Origin of the sequence: Wolbachia endosymbiont (group B) of Germaria angustata (genome assembly GCF_964026725.1) — a bacterium.
In the GTDB taxonomy this organism is placed as follows: domain Bacteria; phylum Pseudomonadota; class Alphaproteobacteria; order Rickettsiales; family Anaplasmataceae; genus Wolbachia; species Wolbachia pipientis_C.
In genome coordinates, this window is record NZ_OZ034691.1 from 854,553 (window position 1) to 874,617 (window position 20,065).

16 protein-coding genes, 1 tRNA gene and 1 pseudogene are annotated in these 20,065 nt (G+C 34.0%); 12 read left to right on the forward strand and 6 right to left on the reverse strand.

Annotated elements, in window-relative coordinates; genetic code table 11:
- Positions 1 to 27: 27 nt before the first annotated feature.
- A complete protein-coding gene (rho, locus tag AAGD63_RS04195) occupies positions 28 to 1,434 on the forward strand; it encodes a transcription termination factor Rho (RefSeq protein WP_341813131.1) in 1,407 nt (468 codons plus the stop codon).
- A 267-nt stretch (positions 1,435 to 1,701) separates the two neighbouring features.
- Here rho and guaB read toward each other — a convergent pair whose 3' ends face one another.
- On the reverse strand, positions 1,702 to 3,189 hold the full coding sequence (gene guaB, locus AAGD63_RS04200) for an IMP dehydrogenase (protein WP_341813132.1): 1,488 nt from the start codon (positions 3,187 to 3,189) through the stop codon (positions 1,702 to 1,704).
- A gap of 123 nt (positions 3,190 to 3,312) precedes the next feature.
- Entirely contained in the window at positions 3,313 to 4,107 is a 795-nt protein-coding gene (rsmA, locus tag AAGD63_RS04205; RefSeq protein ID WP_226079784.1) for a 16S rRNA (adenine(1518)-N(6)/adenine(1519)-N(6))-dimethyltransferase RsmA, read from the reverse strand.
- Between the two features lie 77 nt (positions 4,108 to 4,184).
- On the opposite strand from rsmA, the gene AAGD63_RS04210 reads away from it, so the two are divergent.
- The 4 genes from AAGD63_RS04210 to AAGD63_RS04225 all read left to right on the forward strand — a co-directional run bounded on the left by AAGD63_RS04210 (position 4,185) and on the right by AAGD63_RS04225 (position 7,283).
- Positions 4,185 to 4,257, forward strand: a tRNA-Thr gene (locus AAGD63_RS04210).
- Positions 4,258 to 4,281: 24 nt separating this feature from the next.
- Positions 4,282 to 5,004, forward strand: coding sequence for a triosephosphate isomerase (locus AAGD63_RS04215; RefSeq protein ID WP_341813133.1), 723 nt, complete (start codon positions 4,282 to 4,284; stop codon positions 5,002 to 5,004).
- 137 nt (positions 5,005 to 5,141) lie between these two features.
- On the forward strand, positions 5,142 to 6,674 hold the full coding sequence (gene murD / locus AAGD63_RS04220; RefSeq protein WP_341813134.1) for a UDP-N-acetylmuramoyl-L-alanine--D-glutamate ligase: 1,533 nt from the start codon (positions 5,142 to 5,144) through the stop codon (positions 6,672 to 6,674).
- An 18-nt stretch (positions 6,675 to 6,692) separates the two neighbouring features.
- Positions 6,693 to 7,283, forward strand: a complete 591-nt coding sequence (locus tag AAGD63_RS04225; RefSeq protein WP_341813135.1) for a COQ9 family protein — start codon at positions 6,693 to 6,695, stop codon at positions 7,281 to 7,283.
- A gap of 357 nt (positions 7,284 to 7,640) precedes the next feature.
- Here AAGD63_RS04225 and AAGD63_RS04230 read toward each other — a convergent pair whose 3' ends face one another.
- A complete protein-coding gene (locus AAGD63_RS04230; protein ID WP_006013526.1) occupies positions 7,641 to 7,826 on the reverse strand; it encodes an ankyrin repeat domain-containing protein in 186 nt (61 codons plus the stop codon).
- Between the two features lie 338 nt (positions 7,827 to 8,164).
- Between AAGD63_RS04230 and AAGD63_RS04235 the strand changes: the two genes are divergently transcribed.
- The 3 genes and pseudogenes from AAGD63_RS04235 to AAGD63_RS06160 all read left to right on the forward strand — a co-directional run.
- Positions 8,165 to 9,943: an AAA family ATPase gene (locus AAGD63_RS04235; RefSeq protein ID WP_341813136.1), complete on the forward strand. Its 1,779-nt coding sequence runs from the start codon at positions 8,165 to 8,167 to the stop codon at positions 9,941 to 9,943.
- A gap of 257 nt (positions 9,944 to 10,200) precedes the next feature.
- Complete coding sequence (locus AAGD63_RS04240) at positions 10,201 to 11,541, forward strand: ankyrin repeat domain-containing protein (RefSeq protein WP_341813137.1); 1,341 nt, start codon at positions 10,201 to 10,203, stop codon at positions 11,539 to 11,541.
- A gap of 135 nt (positions 11,542 to 11,676) precedes the next feature.
- Positions 11,677 to 11,775 (forward strand): annotated as a pseudogene (locus AAGD63_RS06160) (IS982 family transposase); the annotation flags it as partial.
- A gap of 734 nt (positions 11,776 to 12,509) precedes the next feature.
- Here the strand turns inward: AAGD63_RS06160 and AAGD63_RS04245 are convergent.
- Entirely contained in the window at positions 12,510 to 13,538 is a 1,029-nt protein-coding gene (locus AAGD63_RS04245; protein ID WP_341813138.1) for a class I SAM-dependent methyltransferase, read from the reverse strand.
- Between the two features lie 95 nt (positions 13,539 to 13,633).
- Between AAGD63_RS04245 and AAGD63_RS04250 the strand changes: the two genes are divergently transcribed.
- Positions 13,634 to 14,005 (forward strand): hypothetical protein, encoded by a 372-nt coding sequence (locus AAGD63_RS04250; protein WP_341813139.1) that lies wholly within the window; start codon positions 13,634 to 13,636, stop codon positions 14,003 to 14,005.
- Positions 14,006 to 14,287, forward strand: a complete 282-nt coding sequence (locus AAGD63_RS04255; protein ID WP_341813140.1) for a DUF2610 domain-containing protein — start codon at positions 14,006 to 14,008, stop codon at positions 14,285 to 14,287.
- Here the strand turns inward: AAGD63_RS04255 and dapD are convergent, their stop codons facing one another.
- On the reverse strand, positions 14,288 to 15,130 hold the full coding sequence (gene dapD / locus AAGD63_RS04260; RefSeq protein WP_341813141.1) for a 2,3,4,5-tetrahydropyridine-2,6-dicarboxylate N-succinyltransferase: 843 nt from the start codon (positions 15,128 to 15,130) through the stop codon (positions 14,288 to 14,290).
- Between the two features lie 38 nt (positions 15,131 to 15,168).
- Between dapD and AAGD63_RS04265 the strand changes: the two genes are divergently transcribed.
- Both AAGD63_RS04265 and sdhA read left to right on the forward strand, forming a co-directional pair.
- Positions 15,169 to 15,579 (forward strand): zinc-ribbon domain-containing protein, encoded by a 411-nt coding sequence (locus AAGD63_RS04265; RefSeq protein WP_006013614.1) that lies wholly within the window; start codon positions 15,169 to 15,171, stop codon positions 15,577 to 15,579.
- A gap of 196 nt (positions 15,580 to 15,775) precedes the next feature.
- A complete protein-coding gene (sdhA, locus tag AAGD63_RS04270) occupies positions 15,776 to 17,575 on the forward strand; it encodes a succinate dehydrogenase flavoprotein subunit (protein ID WP_341813142.1) in 1,800 nt (599 codons plus the stop codon).
- On the opposite strand, the gene AAGD63_RS04275 is transcribed toward sdhA, so the two are convergent.
- On the reverse strand, positions 17,550 to 19,844 hold the full coding sequence (locus tag AAGD63_RS04275) for an ankyrin repeat domain-containing protein (RefSeq protein ID WP_341813143.1): 2,295 nt from the start codon (positions 19,842 to 19,844) through the stop codon (positions 17,550 to 17,552). The two genes, sdhA and AAGD63_RS04275, sit on opposite strands and share 26 nt — an antisense overlap.
- Between the last annotated feature and the right edge of the window lie 221 nt (positions 19,845 to 20,065).

A 20,065-nucleotide genomic window follows, 5' to 3' on the forward strand; every position in this document is an offset into this window, starting at 1 on the left:
AGCATCAATTAAAATTTTTGGAGGGTTATGACAACAATCAATGAAGATGTCTTAGCAAAAGGAGAGGTTGTAGGTCAACCTGAAAAAAGCGAACAAATTCATAATGCTGACGCAGTAAAACAAATGACCAGTGAAGATGGTAAAAAACACAAGAAAACATTGGACCTGAGCGAATTGAAAGAGAAAACAGCAGAAGAATTGTTAGAGCTAGCTGAAGAAAGAAAAATTTCAACTAGTGGTAAAGGCAATGGCAGGATGCTAAAACAGGAAATGATATTCAGTTTAATGAAGAAAATGAGTGAAGAAGGAGGCATAACCACAGGAAGTGGAGTAGTGGAAATATTGCCTGATGGTTTTGGTTTCTTACGTTCATCAAGTGCAAATTATGCTCCAAGTACCGATGATGTTTATATTTCCAATGGCCAAATAAAGAAGTTTAATTTACGTACAGGAGATATGGCATGTGGAGAAATAAGGCCACCTGGTGATAAGGAAAGATATTTTACTTTAACTAAGGTTCACAGTATAAACTCTACTGAAATCAGTGAATTAAGAAAGTACGTACATTTTGATAATTTGCTTCCACTTTATCCTGAAAAAAGCCTCATCCTTGAAAACAACAGTAGCGGAGATAATAAAAAAGATATAAACATGCGTGCTGTAGATATAGTTACACCTCTTGGAAAAGGACAAAGAGCATTGATAGTTGCTCCACCTCGTACAGGAAAAACGATATTGCTTCAGCAAATGGCTCACTCTATAGCTACAAATCATCCTAAAATAGAACTAATAGTATTACTTATAGATGAAAGACCCGAAGAGGTGACAGATATGATACGCTCTGTAAAGGGTGAAGTGGTAAGCTCTACATTTGATGAACCTGCCTACCGTCATGTCCAACTTGCTGAAATAGTAATAGAAAAAGCTAAAAGAATGGTTGAACACAAAAAAGATGTAGTGATTTTGCTTGATTCTATAACTCGCCTTGCACGTGCTTATAATGCAGTCATTCCTTCGTCTGGAAAGGTTCTAACCGGTGGTGTAGATTCAAATGCGCTGCAAAGACCAAAACGCTTTTTTGGAGCAGCTCGTAATATTGAAAATGGTGGTTCTTTGACAATCATCGCTACAGCCCTTATAGAAACTGGTTCAAAAATGGATGATGTTATTTTTGAAGAGTTTAAAGGCACAGGTAATGCTGAAATTATACTAGATAGAAAACTTGCTGATAAACGTATATTCCCTGCTATTGATATTACAAAATCCGGAACAAGGAAGGAAGAACTATTAGTTGATAAGGCCATACTAAATAAAATATGGGTATTGCGTAGGATACTTAACCCTATGGGATCTGTTGAAGCAATGGAGTTTTTACGTGACAAACTACTTTTAACAAAGAGCAATGCTGACTTTTTTAACTCCATGAATCACTAAAAGTAAGCCAATTCTGATGGAGCAAAAAAGCAAAGCTCTCTTATAGCTAAAATAATTTGGATTTATCAAAATATATTAAGCTGGCAATCTACCTTAAGTTGCTATTCCAACTTATAGCACTGATTTTGATCAAAAATTTTATGTAGTCAGTTTATTTACAATCGATTTTCCAGTGTCAGCCACTTAGATGACATCTTTTTGACTCTTAATATTAATATCAATTGTGTACACCAGTGTTGAAATGACACACTCAAAAGGGGATTATATTTACTCTGAATCAGATGATAAATTAGATGCTTGGTAAGCGTAATTTGGAGCTTCCTGTGTAATGATTATATCATGAGCATGACTTTCTCTTAACCCTGATGAAGTAATAGTGACAAATTTGCAGTTTTTTTTCATCTCTTCTATATTACGGTTGCCAGTGTAACCCATTGCAGCTTGCAACCCACCAATTAACTGACAGATCACTCCTGAAGCTGGACCTTTAAAAGGAACTCTTGCTTCTACTCCTTGTGGGACTAAATCAAGTTTTGAATCTTGAAAATAACGGCTAGCTGACCCTCGTTTCATTGCACTAATAGATCCCATTCCTCGATATTCCTTATATGCTCTACCCTTATACATGATAATCTCACCTGGGCTTTCCTCAGTACCAGCAAAGATTGAACCTATCATCACAGTATCAGCACCAGCTGCAATAGCTTTTGCAACATCTCCCGAATATTTTATTCCACCATCAGCAATTAGTCTGACGTTTTTTGCTCTACACACCTCTGCAATATTCTTGATCGCAGAGAATTGTGGCATACCAACGCCTGTAACTATTCTGGTAGTACAAATTGATCCTGGCCCTATTCCAACTTTCACTGCATCAACACCAGCATCAATCAACGCTTCAGCAGCCTCTGTTGTTGTGATATTTCCGCCGATTAATTGAGTATTCGGGTACATCTTTTTTATTTCCTTAATAGTGCTGATAACGTTCTGGGAATGACCGTGAGCGGTATCTACAATAACCACATCAACTTCTTCTTCGACCAAAGCTTCACATCTTTCTATACCATCTTTTTTACCAGTACCAATTGCAGCGGCAACTCTGAGTCGACCTTTACTGTCTTTACATGAATTTGGATATCTATTGTATTTTTCGATGTCTTTAACTGTGATTAGACCTATGCAACAAGAATTTTCATCAACAACCAAAAGCTTCTCTATTCTATTTGCATGCAACAATTTCATTGCTGAGGCGCTGTTTACTGCCTGCTCTCGCACTGTTACTAACTTATCTTTTGTCATTACCTCGGAAACTTTTATATTCATGTTCTGGTCTTCAATAAACCTCACATCTCGATTAGTTAAAATTCCCACTAACTTGCGTTGATCAACTACAGGAATGCCGGAATAATTATACTCTCTCATTAATGAAACTGCTTCTGCAACCGTTTTATCTGGGGAAATTGTAATTGGGTTATACACGATCCAGCTTTCATATTTTTTCACCCTTCTTACTTCTAACACTTGTTCATCTATTGATAAATTCTTATGTATGCAACCTATTCCACCATGTTGGGCAATAGCTATTGCAAAGCCTGATTCAGTGACAGTGTCCATTGCAGAGGATATGAGAGGGATATTTAGTTCTATATTATTTGTTAGATAAGTTCTTGTGTCTGCATCACGAGGCAATACATCAGAATAGGCCGGTAAGAGAAGTACATCGTCAAACGAATAACAAGCTTCCATTTTCTTCATATGCTTTATTTAAAGCTTATACGCCAATTAATGAAATTGCAATAGAGCTTTTGCAAAATTAGCCTGGCTCCAGCTATTTTTAGATCAAAATAGGATAGAAGAGGGATGTAGCTCCTAATATATTTATCGCAAAATCACATTATTTGCTAGCAAACAGAACTGCTCAATAGTTAAGCTTTCTGGACGTTCGTCTCCACTCAGTTTAGCATTCTCAAGAATAGTTGAGACATCACTAGTTATACTTTGCAAGCTATTTCTCAGCATCTTTCTTCTTTGAGCGAACACAGCACGTGTTAGCTTTGTTAAGGTTTCTAGATTTACTGCAAATCTTGGAGTGGGTAAAGGTTTTACTGTAATTACTGAAGAATATACTTTTGGTCTTGGAAAAAATTCCTTAGGTTCAATATCAAATTCCTTTTTTATGTCGCATAGTAACTGGCTTAGCACTGATAGGGAACCATAATCTTTAGAATTAGGTTCTGCTGTAATACGCTCTGCTACCTCCTTTTGGAACATTAACGTCAAATTCGTAAAAAATTTTATATTATTTAACCACTTTAAAAATAACGCTACTGAGATATTGTAAGGCAAGTTAGCAATGACTTTGACTGGACATTCTACCAGCTCTTTTTCTACAACATTAAGTGCATCTGCTTCTATAATTCTATATTTTCCCTGATGCTCATTTAGCAATTGTTCGTGATGTTTCACTAAACTACTATCTTTTTCTATAGAAAGTAGAAACTTTGGATTATACGCCAATATTTCTCTTGTTAACGCACCATACCCAGGACCAATTTCAATAACATTAAAATCTTTCAGGCTACCAGCTAAGGCAACTATTCTTTTTGTTATCTCATTCGATAAAATAAAATTTTGCCCTAGACTCTTTTTTGGCTTCAGTGAAAATTTTTTCATATGATCTTAGTATGCAGTATTTTAAAAATTAGTTGACGAAAATTCATCAATAATTGTATATTGTTAGTGTATTTAATGCCGGCTTAGCTCAATTGGTAGAGCAACTGACTTGTAATCAGTAGGTTGTCAGTTCAAGTCCGACAGCCGGCATTCTCATTCATATAAGAAAAATTGATGTCTTTTTTAATAGTAGCAAATTGGAAAATGAATGGAACACGTTCTTCATTTGTTGACTTTATAGGCAAACTTAACAACAAGAGCAACGAAATTACCTCTAAATTAGTAATTTGCCCTCCTTTTACATCATTTCCAAGCAGTATAGGGTTGAACAATAATATTAAAATAGGAGGACAGAATTGCCATCATAAAGAGTTCGGTTCTTACACAGGTGAAATTAGTGCAGGAATGTTGAAGGAACTAGGATGTAGTTACGTAATACTTGGACATTCTGAAAGGGCTCATGAAAAAGATAGTGAAATAAAACTTAAATCGAAAACAGCAATAGAATCAGGATTACACCCAATCATCTGTGTAGGTGAAAATTCAGAAGATTATAAAAATAAAAAAACAAAAGAAGTAATAGAATATCAATGCAAAAACCGTTTGCCAACACAAGGTGAATATACCATAGCATACGAACCGATATGGGCAATAGGAACAGGAAATGTGCCAAATAATGACGCAATTGCTGAGGTGATAGAGATAATAAAATTGTGTACTGGTAAAAAACACATTATATATGGTGGCTCAGTCAACTCAGAAAATATAGGAAACTTGCTCAGTATTCCAAATCTATTGGGAGTTTTAATTGGTAGTGCAAGCTTAGATTTTGATCACTTTTATCAAATTATACAACAAGTCGAGAAAAATTTTCTCTTAATTAATTCTAAAGGATAAATACTCTTATTGTCATGGCAAGGGAGTTGGCAAAATGTGTCAAGGAGTTTTCTATTGGCTAAGGTTGTGACAATAAAGTTAAGCACTGCCAAAAACTATGGAAGAAGTCATTATAATTTGTATTATATCTTTATAAAATGGTTCGCATAAGTTATCTAGAAGTGCAACTAAACAAATACAAAAATCAAAGTGTTGCGGTTTTCGGCCTTGGTAAAACTGGTTTGTCCGTTATTAATGCTCTAACAAAAAGCAGTGCAAAAATATATGCATGGGATGATAATAAAGAGCAAATAGCAAATGCAAAAAAGATATATAAAGAGTGTAACTTTACTCATCCCAATGAGTATAATTGGCATGAGATAAGCACACTAATTTTGAGCCCTGGAGTGCCAATACCAACGCATTGGGTAGTAAAACTTGCAAGAAGCTTTGACTGCAAAATAAAATCAGACATTGAGCTATTTCTTGAAACTAAAACTACAAGCCAGAAGGTTGTAGGCATCACCGGAACAAATGGCAAATCAACCACCACGTCACTAATAGGGCACATATTAAAATCCACAGGGAAAAAAGTAGCTATTGGCGGGAATTTAGGTGTGCCTATTTTGGATTTAGAAAGAGATGCAGAAATTTATGTAATTGAATTCTCCTCTTTTCAATTGGAGCTAATAAATAAAATTAATGTAGACATTTCTGTATTGCTCAACATCACACCAGACCACATAGATAGACATGGAAGTATGAATAACTACATAGCAACTAAATTAAAACTGATAAACAGTAGCAAGATTGCCGTGATAGGATGTGATAACAAAATTACCGCTGATGTATTTAATAAATTCACTGGGAACAAAATTCCAATTTCAGTAACATATTCCCTGGTGTCATTCCAGCGCATGACCAGAAAAGAAAAACCATTGCCAACTACTCAGATGACAGAGGGTAGTGCAAGAGATCTAATATCATTGGCAGATAACAATTTGCTTGATTATAGTGAACAGATTACTGTTATAGATCGAAATTATCTGGATCCCAGTGTCAGCTACTTGGATGACAAAAGGAGTGCTGAGATTCAGGAGATCTCGCTAAAACTAGAGAATCACAACTTATCAATGAGTGATATGAAAGTAAACCTAGTATCCAATGTAGAAAATATAGTAGCTGCACACGCTGTGTGCAAGTTACTTGGAGTAGATAGCAGCACTATTGTCAATGAAATCAAATCCTTTCCAGGGCTAAGACACAGAAATGAATTTCTTGGCAAAATACATAATGTACTTTTTATCAACGATAGCAAAGCAACCAATGCAGAATCGACCGAAAAGGCAATTTTATCTTATAAAAACATATATTGGATTGTTGGCGGAAAAAGCAAAAAAGGTGGAATAGAATCATTAAGCAAGCATTTCACCAAGATTAGAAAAGCTTTTCTTATTGGAGAATCAACTGAAGTTTTTGCAAACATTATGGAGAACAAAATAGATTATATGAAGTGCTATAATCTAGAAAACGCATTTAAACTGGCTTTTGAAGAGGCCATAAATAGCAAAGAAGAAGTAGCGATATTACTTTCTCCTGCATGTTCTTCTTTTGATCAGTGGAAAAATTTTGAAGAGCGCGGTGAAGCATTTTGCAGAATGTTTGAAAATCTCAGGTATAATTATATGTGATGTTTAGTATAATATTGTATGGAACAAAAGTTAATAGTAGATGAGCTGATTAAGGTTATTCCATTTGAAGGAATAAGTGATGCAACCTTATTGAAAGTGTGCACGAACCTTAACCTAGCCAATAGTTTTTGTAAATTTCAAAATGGAATATATAGTGCTTTGGAGTACATAGCAGAGGACTTAAATAGCTCAATGGAAACTGAACTTTGGAATTCCAATTTAGAAGATATTAAGGTAAGAGAGCGGATAAAGTTAGCTGTCCAAATACGCCTTTCAAACTATGCTAAGTTACAAAATTACAGAGAGTTTTTAAAAAATGTTTTATCATTCTCTATATTACCCAAAAATACATATTTTTCTAGTAAACTCTTGTACAGAACTGTTAGCGCGATTTGGTATGGCATTCATGATCAATCAACAGATTTTAACTACTATACAAAAAGAGCAATATTAGCTGGAGTGTACTTAAGTACGATACTTTTTTTTATCAATGATTATTCAGAAGATTTTGTAGATACCCTGTCGTTTCTTGACAAACGTATCAACAATGTCATGACATTTCAAAAGTTTAAAACCCGTTTGAATAGAATGGTAAGAAACTTCTTATAGCCTCTTTACTTATACGAGTTACTCGTATTTATACCTAAAGCTGCCTTGATTTTTATGTTAAGATAATTGAACATCCACTAACAGTGAGCTTAACAAAGAACTTGATTGAAAGCAATACATTAGAAAGTAGTTTTGCTGGAAACTTGAAGTAGACAGAATTGATACACATAAAGCTGATCCATGTACAAAAGTATCTGTTCAGATACACGACTAATGCTGTGTGATCCATAGAGGTTATTACAATAAGAATGTAAGATCAAATAGAAATTTGGATTTGCAGTAGTTTATAGACCTTATTACAATTGCAAAGGATAAATTAGTTAATCTAGGGTTAAACTACGTCTGAGTTGGATAAAACTATACAAAATGACTACTTTTAGCAGCAAACATTAGAGCAGTTTTTTCATAGTCAAAATGAGGTAGACTAAGAGTACTAACTACATAATTAACACCTGCGTTTGCTATTTCTACTAAGTATTTTACTACATCCAAGTGACCTGCTTGAGCAGCATCAAGTAAAAAGAGTGGAGCAACTATCTCCATGAGGCTTCTTTTGCCTTTTTTTGCTTGCTTAATATTTATAGCTAAAGCTTCAGGGTGTCATTTCAGTGCGTGACGCAGAGATGTACGGAGATTGAAGATCAGTGCTTGACACTAAAATCCAGAAATTTTTTGAGAACAAAAGTTATGCTAAGTTTTTGTTGGTAAGAAAGGCTGGTGTCTGGGCACTGGGATGACAGTAGTGTGAGATGGGGCTACTTGGATGATAGGACCTAATTTGCTATTCACAATCCAATTATTACCTTGTTTCAAATAAATATTGAATTTTTATTTTAATTATATAATAATTAAATATATCATTTAAGATTAAAGATGAGATTATGAGAAGTGATCAATTACTAGCAGAAGTACTGAGTATAATTAACGATAAGACAGATTTAAATGAAGATAATATAATTCAGGAAATACAAGAAGAACTAAAGAAACAGAATCAAGATCTACATGAAGAGTGGAGGAAAGTTAAATTTGATGTAAATCATTTATTTAGTCAAGAACTTACATTGTTGCACGTAGCTGCTAGAGGTGGCTTTGAAAACGTAGCAAAAGTTCTGGTAGCAGCAGGAGCTGATGTTAATAAGAAAGATAGTAGGCACGAGAAGATTCCTTTACATTTAGCTGCTGAAAATGGTCATGTTGAAGTAGTAGAATTTTTCTTAAATAAAGGAATAAGTGTTAATGTAATGGATAAAGAGGGCAATACCCCTCTGCATTATGCTGCAGATAATGGAAGTAGAAAAACAATATCAATTCTAATAAGAAAAAATGCAGATCCTTGGTTAAAGAATTTTCATGGTAAAACTCCAGTGAATATTTATGCATTCAAGCATCCTAATGGCTCTGGATACTTAATGCAGCTGAAAAAAGCGAAAATTCAAGGTTATATCGTTTTTGGCTCAATGTTGTTGTTAGGTGCTGCTATGGCAACATCAATTGTTGCGGTTAATTTAATTGTACCTGATGTGCCTGTATTAAAGGTGTTATTGTGTGTAAGTATTTTGTATGCATTTGCATCTATAGCTAAATATATTACGTACAAAGCGGCTGAATTGGATGCTGAAAATGAGATTAAAAACGAGCAAGATTCAAACATAATAAATATTGAAGAAGTGAGTGATGAAAAAAAATCGGTTAATAAAGCAACGCGCTCAAAAAAATTAAATGATCTTGTTTGTGCAATAAAAGGCTCTTCTAGAATAGAGATAGTTGATCCAGACAAGCAGAAAAAAGTAACACTTGATGATGTTATTGTTTCAAATGAAGTAAGAAAAGAGTTAAAAATGATTTGTGGTCATATATCAGAGAAGAAGAAGAAAGCTCTTGAAATGCTAAGTTGCAAAATGCCAACAGGCTATATTTTATATGGTCCACCTAGAAATGGTAAAACTCTTATTGCTCGTGCAATTGCATGTGAAGCTAATGCTAAATTTATTAGCGTTTCTGGATCTGAATGTATGCAAAAATATGCTGGACACAGCGCACATTACATAAAAGATCTTTTTGCAAAAGCGAGAGAAAATGCTCCTTGCATAGTCTTTATAGATGAAATAGATGCTGTTTGTACAAAACGTAGTAATAGTGGACGAAGTGATGAAGAACACAACCGAATTGTAAATCAGTTTTTATGCGAGCTTGATGGTTTTAATCCTATAGAAGGCGTGACAGTCATTGCTGCAACTAATCGTCTAGAAAGTTTAGATGAAGCAGTAATTAGATCAGGTCGCCTCTCTAAACATATTGAAATTCTTTTACCAGATAAAAGCCTACGTGAAAAAATATTGGATCTTTATACGAAGAAAGTGCCAATGGCACCAGATGTAAATCTAGCAGAACTTGCAGAAGAAACTAATGGTTTTTCAGGAGCTGATCTAGAAAATTTGGTAAATGAAGCAAAACTTCATGCTGTAGATCAGATTTGCGAAGAAGAGTCAGAAGATGAAGAGCTAAAAGTGACAGTGACCATAGATGATTTCAATAATGTACTTAAACGTCTTAAATCTAAAAAGATTGAAGTTGGGAATGAGAATAAAAAAGTGAGTAGCTTGATAGAAGGTTGGGGAAATATTTTGAATTTTAGAGAATTAAAAAATATTGTGGCTTAGCTAAATAAAAAACATATGGATCTCCTTATTGTAAAACAGGAAAGTGATTCAGCGAATGTAAATGCAAAAGTAGAGATAGAGTACAGAGAAAGCAGGTAAAATAGTGATTTTAATTGTGTTAGATAGATTTTGACTTTCTGTTCTTTTTCTTACTATTTATCACAAATCTCCCTAACATTTATCTCTCTCTTACAGATTCATTCAAACTTAATTAAGTGGGAGTATTGTTAATGCGAAAAGGGTTTAATTAAAATGGTATGGCGTGTGAGGAAGACATACATCAATTGGTAGAAAGTGGATTTGATATTAACTCAAAAGATGTAAGCGGAGTCACTCTCTTGCATAAGTTTACAAAAGAAGGCGATTTAGTTGGAGTAAAATCATTATTAGAGCACGAAGCTGACTTTAATGTTGTGGACAACGAAAATAGAAATCCACTGCATTATGCTATTATGCATGGACACAAAAAAATTGCTAAACTTCTTGTTAATCAACTGACAATTAATTCTAGAGATAAAAATGGATTTACTCCACTTCACCTTGCTACACTACAAGATGACACAGAATTAATGGATTTTGTAATAGCAAAAGGCGCAAAAATTAATGAAAAAGATGCTGAGGAAGGCTATACTCCTCTTCACATAGCTTCATTATACGGTTCTAAAAAGAGCGTCCAGATTTTAATTGATAGCGGAGCAAATCTTGAATGTGAAGATAACAACTTTCGTACTCCTTTATTTTTGACCATTTATCAATGTACTACACATTATGAAAGTAGAGCAGAGATTATAGAATATCTGATAAAGAAAGGTGCAAACATAGAAGCAAAAGATGCAGAAAATAATACTACGCTTTTTCTAGCAGCATATAACAACAAAATGCAACTGGTAAAGCTTATTGTAAAGCAAGCAAAAGCTAAGTTAAAAGAGTTTATTTGCACAAAAAATAAACATGGTTTTGATGCACTGGATTGCGCTATTAAGCATAATAATAGGCAAATGGTAACATTTCTTGTTTCAAAGGGAATAGAAGCAGATGACCAAGATTGTAGCGGTAACACCAGGTTACATAAAGCTAGCTATAATGGTGATACTAAAGCAGTTAAGTTCTTATTGGAGCTTAAGGTAAACGTTAATGCCGTCACTAGATGCAACAGAACTCCTCTGCTACTTGCAGCTAAAAAAGGCCATGTAGAAATTGTAAGAATGTTGTTAGCAGTAAAAGCCAATATGAATATTTGTGATCAACAAGGTTTTTCACCTCTGCATCTTACTATTCAAAAGGATTATTTTGATATAGCTCAGCTATTAATAGAAAAAGGGGCAATTAATTGTAGTAATGATTATACTGCAATAGATATGTTTATTGACAAGGCTCATAGCAAAAAAAATATTGAAGAAAATTACAAAAAATTTTGTAGGTTTTTGATGCTTTACTTGAAAGAGCTACATAGTAAACACAAAGCCTTTTATGTACTTTCAATCCTAGCTCTAAGCTTAACAATTATAGGTTTACCATTTATTTTCAAGCCTATTATTAAATATAGAGAAAGAAGTAAAATATATAAAAAAATTAGGGCTATGCTGATTTATATTTAAGTATAACAGGAGAACTAAGCTAATATATGACAATTATCTGCTCGATAAAATGGAATTAAATGTATCCGTTTAGCAGAGTGGCAAAATAAAATAGACAAAACCATAAAAATAAATGGTGTCATGCAATTTGAGCTTCGGCATAGATCCCACATAAATTTTTTGGTACATATTTTTTCAACATTAATTTCGTATTCCATGCAGTCGAAAAAGCCCTCTATTTCTAAGCTTTATTGACTCAGATAATCCATAACTGGGGTATATAGCATTTCTGCTTACATTGATCCTGTCTAAATTTAATCCCTATATCTTTGTTTGATGCTTGTTATTCCATAATATTCTTCAATTCAAAGAATATTAATATTGGCATATAAGTATGAATATTATGCTAATATAATTACTTTTTAGGTATATATGGCAAATTTATGCCTAGAAACAGTTTTTGGTTATTTCCTACACTTTCTTTATAAAAATCACAGGCGCCTGTTATTAGCTAAAGTAAAGGTCAAGTATCTGGAATTCTGGACATAAAATCCTCCTGTATAAAAAGATTAGAAAAAAATGCAGCGCACATATGACAGATCGCTGAAAAAGATACGCTACGTTTTTTATTGAAAAGTTAACTGAAAGTCTGCAGACAAAGATAGATTTTGAGCTCTTAAAATATCTCTAATTGTCATTATAATCAGATTCAAAATATGCGGAAGTAATTTTTTTTGACAATAGATTTCTTGTATAACCAAGTGTCATTCCAGCTGGGATCCAACTAAGTTGGTAAACACTTTACAACGTTTTTTGCGCGAAAAGGCTGGATGCCAGTGTCAGCTACTTGCATGACACCTATTTGTTCCTATGATAGTCTTATCTGTCTATCTTATTTTGCTACTCTGCTGAACAGATACGTTTCTTTTACCTTTTTTATTCTGTAAATTTTTTAGTATTTGTATGTTTAACATAAGAACTACACAAGACTACAAATGGTGAATCAGCATTACCTTAAAGAGAGTACCCATATTTTCAGTTAACCTTAAAAATTCACTGAAGATCTTATTCTTCTGTTCATTACTTGCATTTTTCATTAAAGCTTGCGCTCTTTCCTTTATACCAAACAAATATAAAAATTCTCTTTGAGTTAAAATCTCACAATTTAAGTATTTTAATGAATCTTTTAACGCTTGAAAGTTCACAAGTGCAGTGATGTCACTATTACCGACGTTTTCAAGAAAATTAGTATATTTATGCTGCCTTATCGATTGCAAAGTGCTCTTATATTCAGGATATACATAACCATAATCTATAATCAGGGCAGCTCCTCCGTTATTGACTATCTTATTCTCAAGTTTCTTTAATATTTCGATTCCGGCTAGGCATACTTCCACTACTGCACCATTGAAACCCCCTGTCATTCCAGTCTGGAATCCAGTTTTTGGTCTGGTTAAGCACTGGAGTGACAATGAAAGACTGCCATCATCTTGTTTTATTACTCTATTTTCATACCACTGCTCATCACAATAAATAAATTGGTCAATTGGAAGGGCGTCAAATAACTCATTTGCAAAAAAAATAGTTGGCTGATTTGGTAAGTTGTCGACATCTGTGTGCCAATTAATATCTAATCCCTTTAATTTTTCCTTTTGTATTTTCTGTAAAAGAGGACTTATTTCAACTAGGTAAATGTTCATTGAGCTAAAAAAACAGCTGTATTTTTTAGTAACTCTTATTATATCGTTAATGAGTGTTCCTTTACCTGGTCCAAGTTCAACTAGAGAAAATTTTGATGGCTTTCCTAATTTTTCCCATGTATTCATTATCCACACTGCAATTGTTTCACCAAATAGCTGACTAATTTCAGGTGCAGTAATGAAGTCACCATCTTTGCCAAGTGGTAATTTACTCATGTAATAACCATACTCTTTGTGATATAGAGCAGCATTCATAAAATCACTGATTGATATTGACCCTTGTCTTTTATCAATTAATTTGTATATATAAGTGAGCATATTATTAATAAATGTTTAACTATAGTGTGCCATACTATAAAATAGTGGAGTATTTATATATATAATATAAGTTTAAAGGCGATAGTGCTTTGGTTATGAATAGTCAAGATACGGATTATGTTACCCTTATACCTCAAGATGATGGTATTGAATATAAATTTAAAGAAGCTATCAATTTTGTAGAAAATAAGGTTGTAGGTGCCGACGGATTAACTTTAGCAGAAATATTTCAAGTACTAGTTCGAATGTTGAATGGTGACCTAGAGTTAGTAAAAAAAGTGCTAGCATATGCTAATATTATGGTAAAGCATGGAATGAGGTTAGCACAAGAGTCACAATTGAGCAGAGCTGATGTTCGCAGAGCTTTGGAAGGGAAAGAAAGTGTTTTCAATAGGCAAGATTTTATCAAAAAACCACCTCTTGTACCTTCTATAAAATCGGTTAAAAAGAAAAGCAGAGGTCTTTAAATGGTTGAGTCTATAAAAAAATTTACTGTACAGTGTGATTTCAAAGGGCAAAGTTCACCTTTTGCAATATACATAGGAGATCCAAAGGGTGATACTCATCCAATTCACCATCAAGATTCCTGGCTTGCAAAGGAGCGTGGAGGAAACATACCTAATAAAGTCAAAGAAAGTCTGCAAAAATTATATAAGTTATCTAAAGAAAATGGAGTCTCTTTTTCAGAATTATGTGCATATGCTATTACTGTAGTTAGTAATAATGATAAAAAAAATAATGGCAAATAGTTAGGTTCTCAATATTTCATTTATGGAGGTTTTTGATCTTGTCTTCTCGTCTACTTTTTTTACTATAATTGCGCAATAGGTTGAAATGTTATTTTTAGATGGAATGGATCCTGGCACTACTACAGAATAAGGTGGCACTTCACCGTAAGATAGTTTACTCGTTTCTCTATCAATAATTTTTGTTGATGCTCCAATAAACACCCCCATACTAAGGACTGATCCTTCCCTTATTATGACGCCTTCGGTTACCTCACTTCGTGCTCCAATGAAGCAGTTATTCTCTATAATGACCGGAGAAGCTTGAATAGGTTCAAGAACTCCGCCTATTCCCACTCCCCCGGAAATATGGCAATTTTTTCCTATCTGTGCACAACTACCAATTGTTGACCAGGTGTCTATCATTGTACCAGAATCAATATATGCACCAACGTTGATAAAGCTTGGCATTAGAACAACATTTTTACCTATGTAAGCAGATTGGCGGACAAAACACCCAGGAACTGCTCTAATTTTTGAATGGTAAAATTTTTCTTCATTCCATTCACTAAACTTACTACCGATTTTGTCAAACCAGCAATTGGTGTTGTCTATTATTTTGCTTTCCTCAGTGAGGAAATGTAATAATATTGACTGCTTTATCCACTTATGTACTATCCATTCTCCACTTGATAGCTTTTCTGCTACTCTAATTTTACCACTGTCAAGTAACTCAATTACCTCTTTGATTATTAATCTTGCTTCGTGTTTTAGATTATAGTCGTTAAGTTTTTCTTTATCTTTCCAAATATTTTCTATCTCACCTTGTAATTTTTTAGTTGCAAATTTTTCATTTATTATATACATATTGATATCAAATTTATATTATTTTATACGTAAGCACTATGAAAATACAATGTCATAATTGTACTAAAACTTACTTAGTGTCTCGTGGGCAAATAGGTGAATCTGGAAGAAAAGTGAAATGTACAAACTGCAATCACATGTGGCATGAGTATCTAAAAGAAATGTCAAGTGAATTGTGCCCTGCTGTTATACAAGAAAAAAAAGCTAGCTGGAGGCAAAGTTTAACTCTAGCTTTTGCAACAGTTGCAGGGTTATGCGTTATAATTGTTGGTGGTATCTTTCCAGGAGAGGTAAGTAAGATATATAAAGCAGTTAGTTCATATAAAGATTCAATAAGCCATAAATTAGGATACAAAAAAGTGCAAACGGAAAATTCAAATGCGAGAGAACTTGTTGTAAATGAGTTTTATCAAGATTACCTTTTTCTATCTAATTTTAGATCTAGTTAAATAGGCATGAGTCATCAATGTTATGCAAGTAACTACACTGACTCCTTTATGGTAGTGTCAGCTACTTTCATAACACCCTATGGTTGTTATGAATCGTTTACTATAGGTTTGTTTTAGAAGCTTACATTTGGAAAACTAGTATGGATTTTTCCTACTTATGTGCTACTATAAGCCTGTAATGATAAAATAAGTAGATATGGATAAGTTAGCATACGAAATCATAGAACATGAATATGATGTGGTAATAGTAGGTGCAGGTGGAGCAGGGCTTAGAGCAACACTTGGAATGGCTGCAACTAATTTTTCAGTTGCCTGCATTTCTAAAATTTTCCCTACACGAAGTCATACAGTTGCAGCGCAAGGAGGAATTAGTGCAGCTTTGAGTAATATTGCTGAAGATGACTGGCGCTGGCATGCATATGATACAATAAAAGGTTCAGACTGGCTTGGCGATCAAGATGCAATAGAGTATATGTGTAAAAATGCTGTCAAAGCTGTGATTGAACTTGAAAATTTTGGTGTACCCTTTTCTCGTACGGAAGATGGAAAAATATATCAGCGTGCCTTTGGTGGAATGACAACTCACTTTGGTAAAGGAAAATCGGCTCAGCGTACTTGTGCAGCAGCAGATAAAACTGGGCATGCAATTCTTCATACTCTATATCAGCAATGTCTTAAATTTAACGCTGAATTTTTTGTCGAATATTTTGTAATCGATTTGATTATGGACAAAGGGACATGCTGTGGGGTGATAGCTTGGTCGCTGTGTGATGGTACGTTGCATAGATTTCGTGCACATTCTGTGGTAATAGCAACAGGTGGTTATGGACGTGTTTATTTTTCTGCAACAAGTGCACACACCTGCACAGGTGATGGTAATGGCATGGTGGTAAGAGCTGGGTTGCCACTTGAAGATATGGAATTTGTGCAATTTCATCCAACAGGAATATATGGCTCAGGGTGCTTGATGACGGAAGGATGCCGCGGTGAAGGTGGGTACCTCGTTAATTCTCAGGGTGAGAAGTTTATGGAACGTTATGCGCCAAAGGCAAAAGATTTGGCTTCTCGTGATGTAGTAAGTCGAGCAATGACAATTGAAATTAGAGAGGGAAGAGGAGTTGGGCCAAAGAAAGATCACATGTACTTGAATATAGCTCATCTTGATCCGGAAGTAATAAAGCTCAGATTGCCAGGTATTAGTGAAACAGCAAAGACCTTTGCAAGAGTTGATGTTACTAAAGATCCGATACCTGTTATTCCAACTGTTCACTATAACATGGGAGGTATTCCAACCAACTATCATGGGGAAGTGATCACGTTGCAAAAAGGTAAAGAAGAAGTGGTAGAAGGATTATTTGCAATAGGAGAGGCAGCATGTGTTTCTGTACATGGTGCAAATCGACTAGGTTCCAACTCGCTTCTTGATCTTGTGGTTTTTGGTAGAGCTGCCGCGCTTAGGGCAAAAGAAAAATTGAAACCTGATACACCACATAAAAAATTGCATTCAGACTGCACAGACTTGATAGTAGATAGATTTAATAAAATGAGATTTGCTTCTGGAGAGTTCAAAGTAGCAAAAATACGAAGTGAAATGCAGAACACTATGCAGAAATATGCATCGGTATTCCGTGTTGCTAAAGTTTTAGAGGAAGGTAAAAAAGCTATAAAAGAAGTAGCAAAAATGATGCCTAACATTGCAGTTGAAGATCGTAGTATGATATGGAATAGTGATTTGGTTGAAGCTCTGGAGCTTGCCAATATGATTCCACAAGCAGTTATTACCATGGAATGCGCATCTAATCGCGAGGAAAGCAGAGGTGCTCATGCTCGTGAAGATTTCCCTGAACGTGATGATAAAAACTGGATGAAACATACTATGGCATGGCTTAAAGAAAAGAAAAACCAAGTCAGTGTAGAGATTGACTATAAAAAAGTTGCTGAAAAAACTCTGAGCGATGAGATTGATTTCATCACCCCGGAAAAGAGAATTTATTAGTTAACCCATCTGGTTTATTTATAAATTGACGTAGTATTGATACATAGCTCATTTGAGTAGCTGGGCTTTCTGTATGCTCCGATTGATTTGACGATCTTTGTACTTCTTGCTCTGCTGAGTTGTTAGCTAAATTTTGTTGTTCAGTAATATTTTCAGGTTGTTTTGCAGCTAGGTGATCATCTTTACGGCTTTGCTTATCGTTGGTTAATTCCTTAACAGACTTCCTAATGCCGCTAAGTCCCAAAGTGAATATCAGACAGACCACTCCTGTTATAGCTATGATGGGTAACGCCGCTTCCATTGCAATTTGTCCTTGAAAGCAAGAAAGTGTTACCATTGTAATAATAGTAGTTGCTACTGTGATTGCTAACAATACACTAGCTCTTCTGCCAGGATCAATGCATTTCCATGCAGCTTTGAGGCCATCTCCTGTTTTGTGTAGAATATGCTGACATTTTTTTGAAAAAGTTCTAACGTTATATTTTTTTTCAAGTTTTTTCCTTAGTTCTTTAGCTTTTACCTTTCCTTCTTGTGGAGTTTTTGAGTAATTTTCTAAATTACGTAAAGTGCAATAATATTTTTCAGTATGAAATTCTCGATCTTTTAGTTTCAGAGAACGGGAATCAGCACCTATTTCTAGCAGCTTTGCACAAAACTTTGTTGTATTGTCGTACTTTTTCCCTAGATCAAAAATTGTTTTCATTTGCGAAAGGTGGTTGCCTTTTTCTGCTTTTTTTGTTAATGATACTTGTAGCGGTGTTCTTCCTTCTTCGTTAATGGCCTTTATGGCCTTACCTAACTGATCTTCAGATATTTCTTTTTCTTTTACTAAACTGGAAATCAACTCCAAGCATGCAACCTTTTGTTCTCCTTTTAGCGAAGCAATATAGTGCAAAGCATTATTACCCTCTTTGTCTTGAGCAGTAATGTCTGCACTATTTTGGAGAAATAACTCTAAGGCTTTATATCTATTTGTTTTTTCAAATTTTTTATCTGTACATGATCGATTCTCATTTTTTTCTTTTATATGCTGGAATAACTGATGTAGAGGTGTTTGTTTTGCTGTATTTTCAGCATTTATAGCTTTTTTAAACTGTGCTTTAAGATACTCTTTTTCTTCCTCCTTACTTACATTTAATATTATATTTGAAAATTCAAACTTTCGTTTTTGCTTTAATTCTAAAACTATTAGATGTAAAGCATTATTACCATCTGTATCTTTCAGGCTAATATCTGCCCCTTTTTGCAATAACTCTTCAAAACGTTCTTTATCATTATCTTTAATTGCTAAATGTAGTTGATAATTATCATTACTATCTGGAGTATTTATGGTATGGGCTATAACTTCTTCAACTTTTGTTTTTATTTCTGGTTTTCGCTCAGCCAATTTTTCTAAAAATTTAAGATAGTATTCATTTTGCTTTTTAGATAATTTTTCTAAATCCTCTGTAGGTAAGCTTAGCTTGGCTCTATACTTTAACAATTTTACAAGAAACTTAAGTGTGTTATCGTTATCTTGGATTGTGTGAGAATCATGTTTCCCTTTTTTTATCTTGTTAATTAGTGCTACCTGAAAAGGAGTCTTTCCTTCTTGATTTTCACTATCAATAAGTTGTACTAAATTTTTCTCGTTAGCTATTTTTATCAAGGTATCTAGAAACTTAAGCTTTTGTTTCTTTTTGAGCGATGCAATAAGGTGTAAAATATTATTTCCTTTTTTATCTGTTATGCCACTGACATTTGTGCAATCTTTTAGGTATTTTCTAAATTTCCTGTTGTTTCCATTTTGGATTGCATTTAGTAACTGGTCATTATCAGAATCCGATATTCCATTTATTCTATCTTCAAAATCGCTACCGTAGCCACTTTCTTGTTCATTGTATCTACTCAAACAACTTTTAGTGATTTCAGAAATTACTTGGTTTTTTGTTTCATTTGATATTCTTTTCGATCGTTCTATTACTTCACCTAGCACTGGAAGGAAACATTGGACATAATATCTGTGATATTTTTCCTGTTCTCTAAGCGATTCTTCTAATTTAGTTAATACTTCAGGACTAGCGCCTTCCTTAAATAACCTTTTACATTCCTTGAGTGTTCCATCTCGACTTCTTGGTTTTTCATGCTTATGTTTTTCTTTTTTTACCTTTCTCTCTATAATATTATACAATTGCTTGTCTTTTTTATCTTGCTCTGGTTTTTTATTTTTGTTTATACATTTGTCTAGTTTATTTGCATTACTAACTAATACACTTGAATCTATAACCATATAAAAACCTCAATATTAAAGCTATTTGGCGTTAGCGCTTCAACTAACAGCCTATTGAATTGGACTTTTAAATTGAGCTAGATGTTATCGAAATATAGGTGGAAAGCTAGTTTCTATTAGAAAATCTATTGTCATAATTAAATCCCCACTTTAGCACTTGTCTACTATTTTAACTATTTTATCTTAAAGAATAATAAATGTGGCTAAACTGTGAAGCGTGA

Bases quoted from the DNA above. Each gene is read 5' to 3' on its own strand.
- AAGD63_RS04250 (WP_341813139.1), top strand. From the start codon at position 13,634: ATGAATAGTCAAGATACGGATTATGTTACCCTTATACCTCAAGATGAT.
- murD (WP_341813134.1), top strand. From the start codon at position 5,142: ATGGTTCGCATAAGTTATCTAGAAGTGCAACTAAACAAATACAAAAAT.
- rsmA (WP_226079784.1), bottom strand. From the start codon at position 4,107: ATGAAAAAATTTTCACTGAAGCCAAAAAAGAGTCTAGGGCAAAATTTT.
- AAGD63_RS04245 (WP_341813138.1), bottom strand. From the start codon at position 13,538: ATGCTCACTTATATATACAAATTAATTGATAAAAGACAAGGGTCAATA.
- AAGD63_RS04255 (WP_341813140.1), top strand. From the start codon at position 14,006: ATGGTTGAGTCTATAAAAAAATTTACTGTACAGTGTGATTTCAAAGGG.
- guaB (WP_341813132.1), bottom strand. From the start codon at position 3,189: ATGAAGAAAATGGAAGCTTGTTATTCGTTTGACGATGTACTTCTCTTA.
- AAGD63_RS04240 (WP_341813137.1), top strand. From the start codon at position 10,201: ATGGCGTGTGAGGAAGACATACATCAATTGGTAGAAAGTGGATTTGAT.
- AAGD63_RS04225 (WP_341813135.1), top strand. From the start codon at position 6,693: ATGGAACAAAAGTTAATAGTAGATGAGCTGATTAAGGTTATTCCATTT.
- AAGD63_RS04230 (WP_006013526.1), bottom strand. From the start codon at position 7,826: ATGGAGATAGTTGCTCCACTCTTTTTACTTGATGCTGCTCAAGCAGGT.
- sdhA (WP_341813142.1), top strand. From the start codon at position 15,776: ATGGATAAGTTAGCATACGAAATCATAGAACATGAATATGATGTGGTA.
- dapD (WP_341813141.1), bottom strand. From the start codon at position 15,130: ATGTATATAATAAATGAAAAATTTGCAACTAAAAAATTACAAGGTGAG.
- rho (WP_341813131.1), top strand. From the start codon at position 28: ATGACAACAATCAATGAAGATGTCTTAGCAAAAGGAGAGGTTGTAGGT.
- AAGD63_RS04275 (WP_341813143.1), bottom strand. From the start codon at position 19,844: ATGGTTATAGATTCAAGTGTATTAGTTAGTAATGCAAATAAACTAGAC.
- AAGD63_RS04265 (WP_006013614.1), top strand. From the start codon at position 15,169: ATGAAAATACAATGTCATAATTGTACTAAAACTTACTTAGTGTCTCGT.
- AAGD63_RS04235 (WP_341813136.1), top strand. From the start codon at position 8,165: ATGAGAAGTGATCAATTACTAGCAGAAGTACTGAGTATAATTAACGAT.
- AAGD63_RS04215 (WP_341813133.1), top strand. From the start codon at position 4,282: ATGTCTTTTTTAATAGTAGCAAATTGGAAAATGAATGGAACACGTTCT.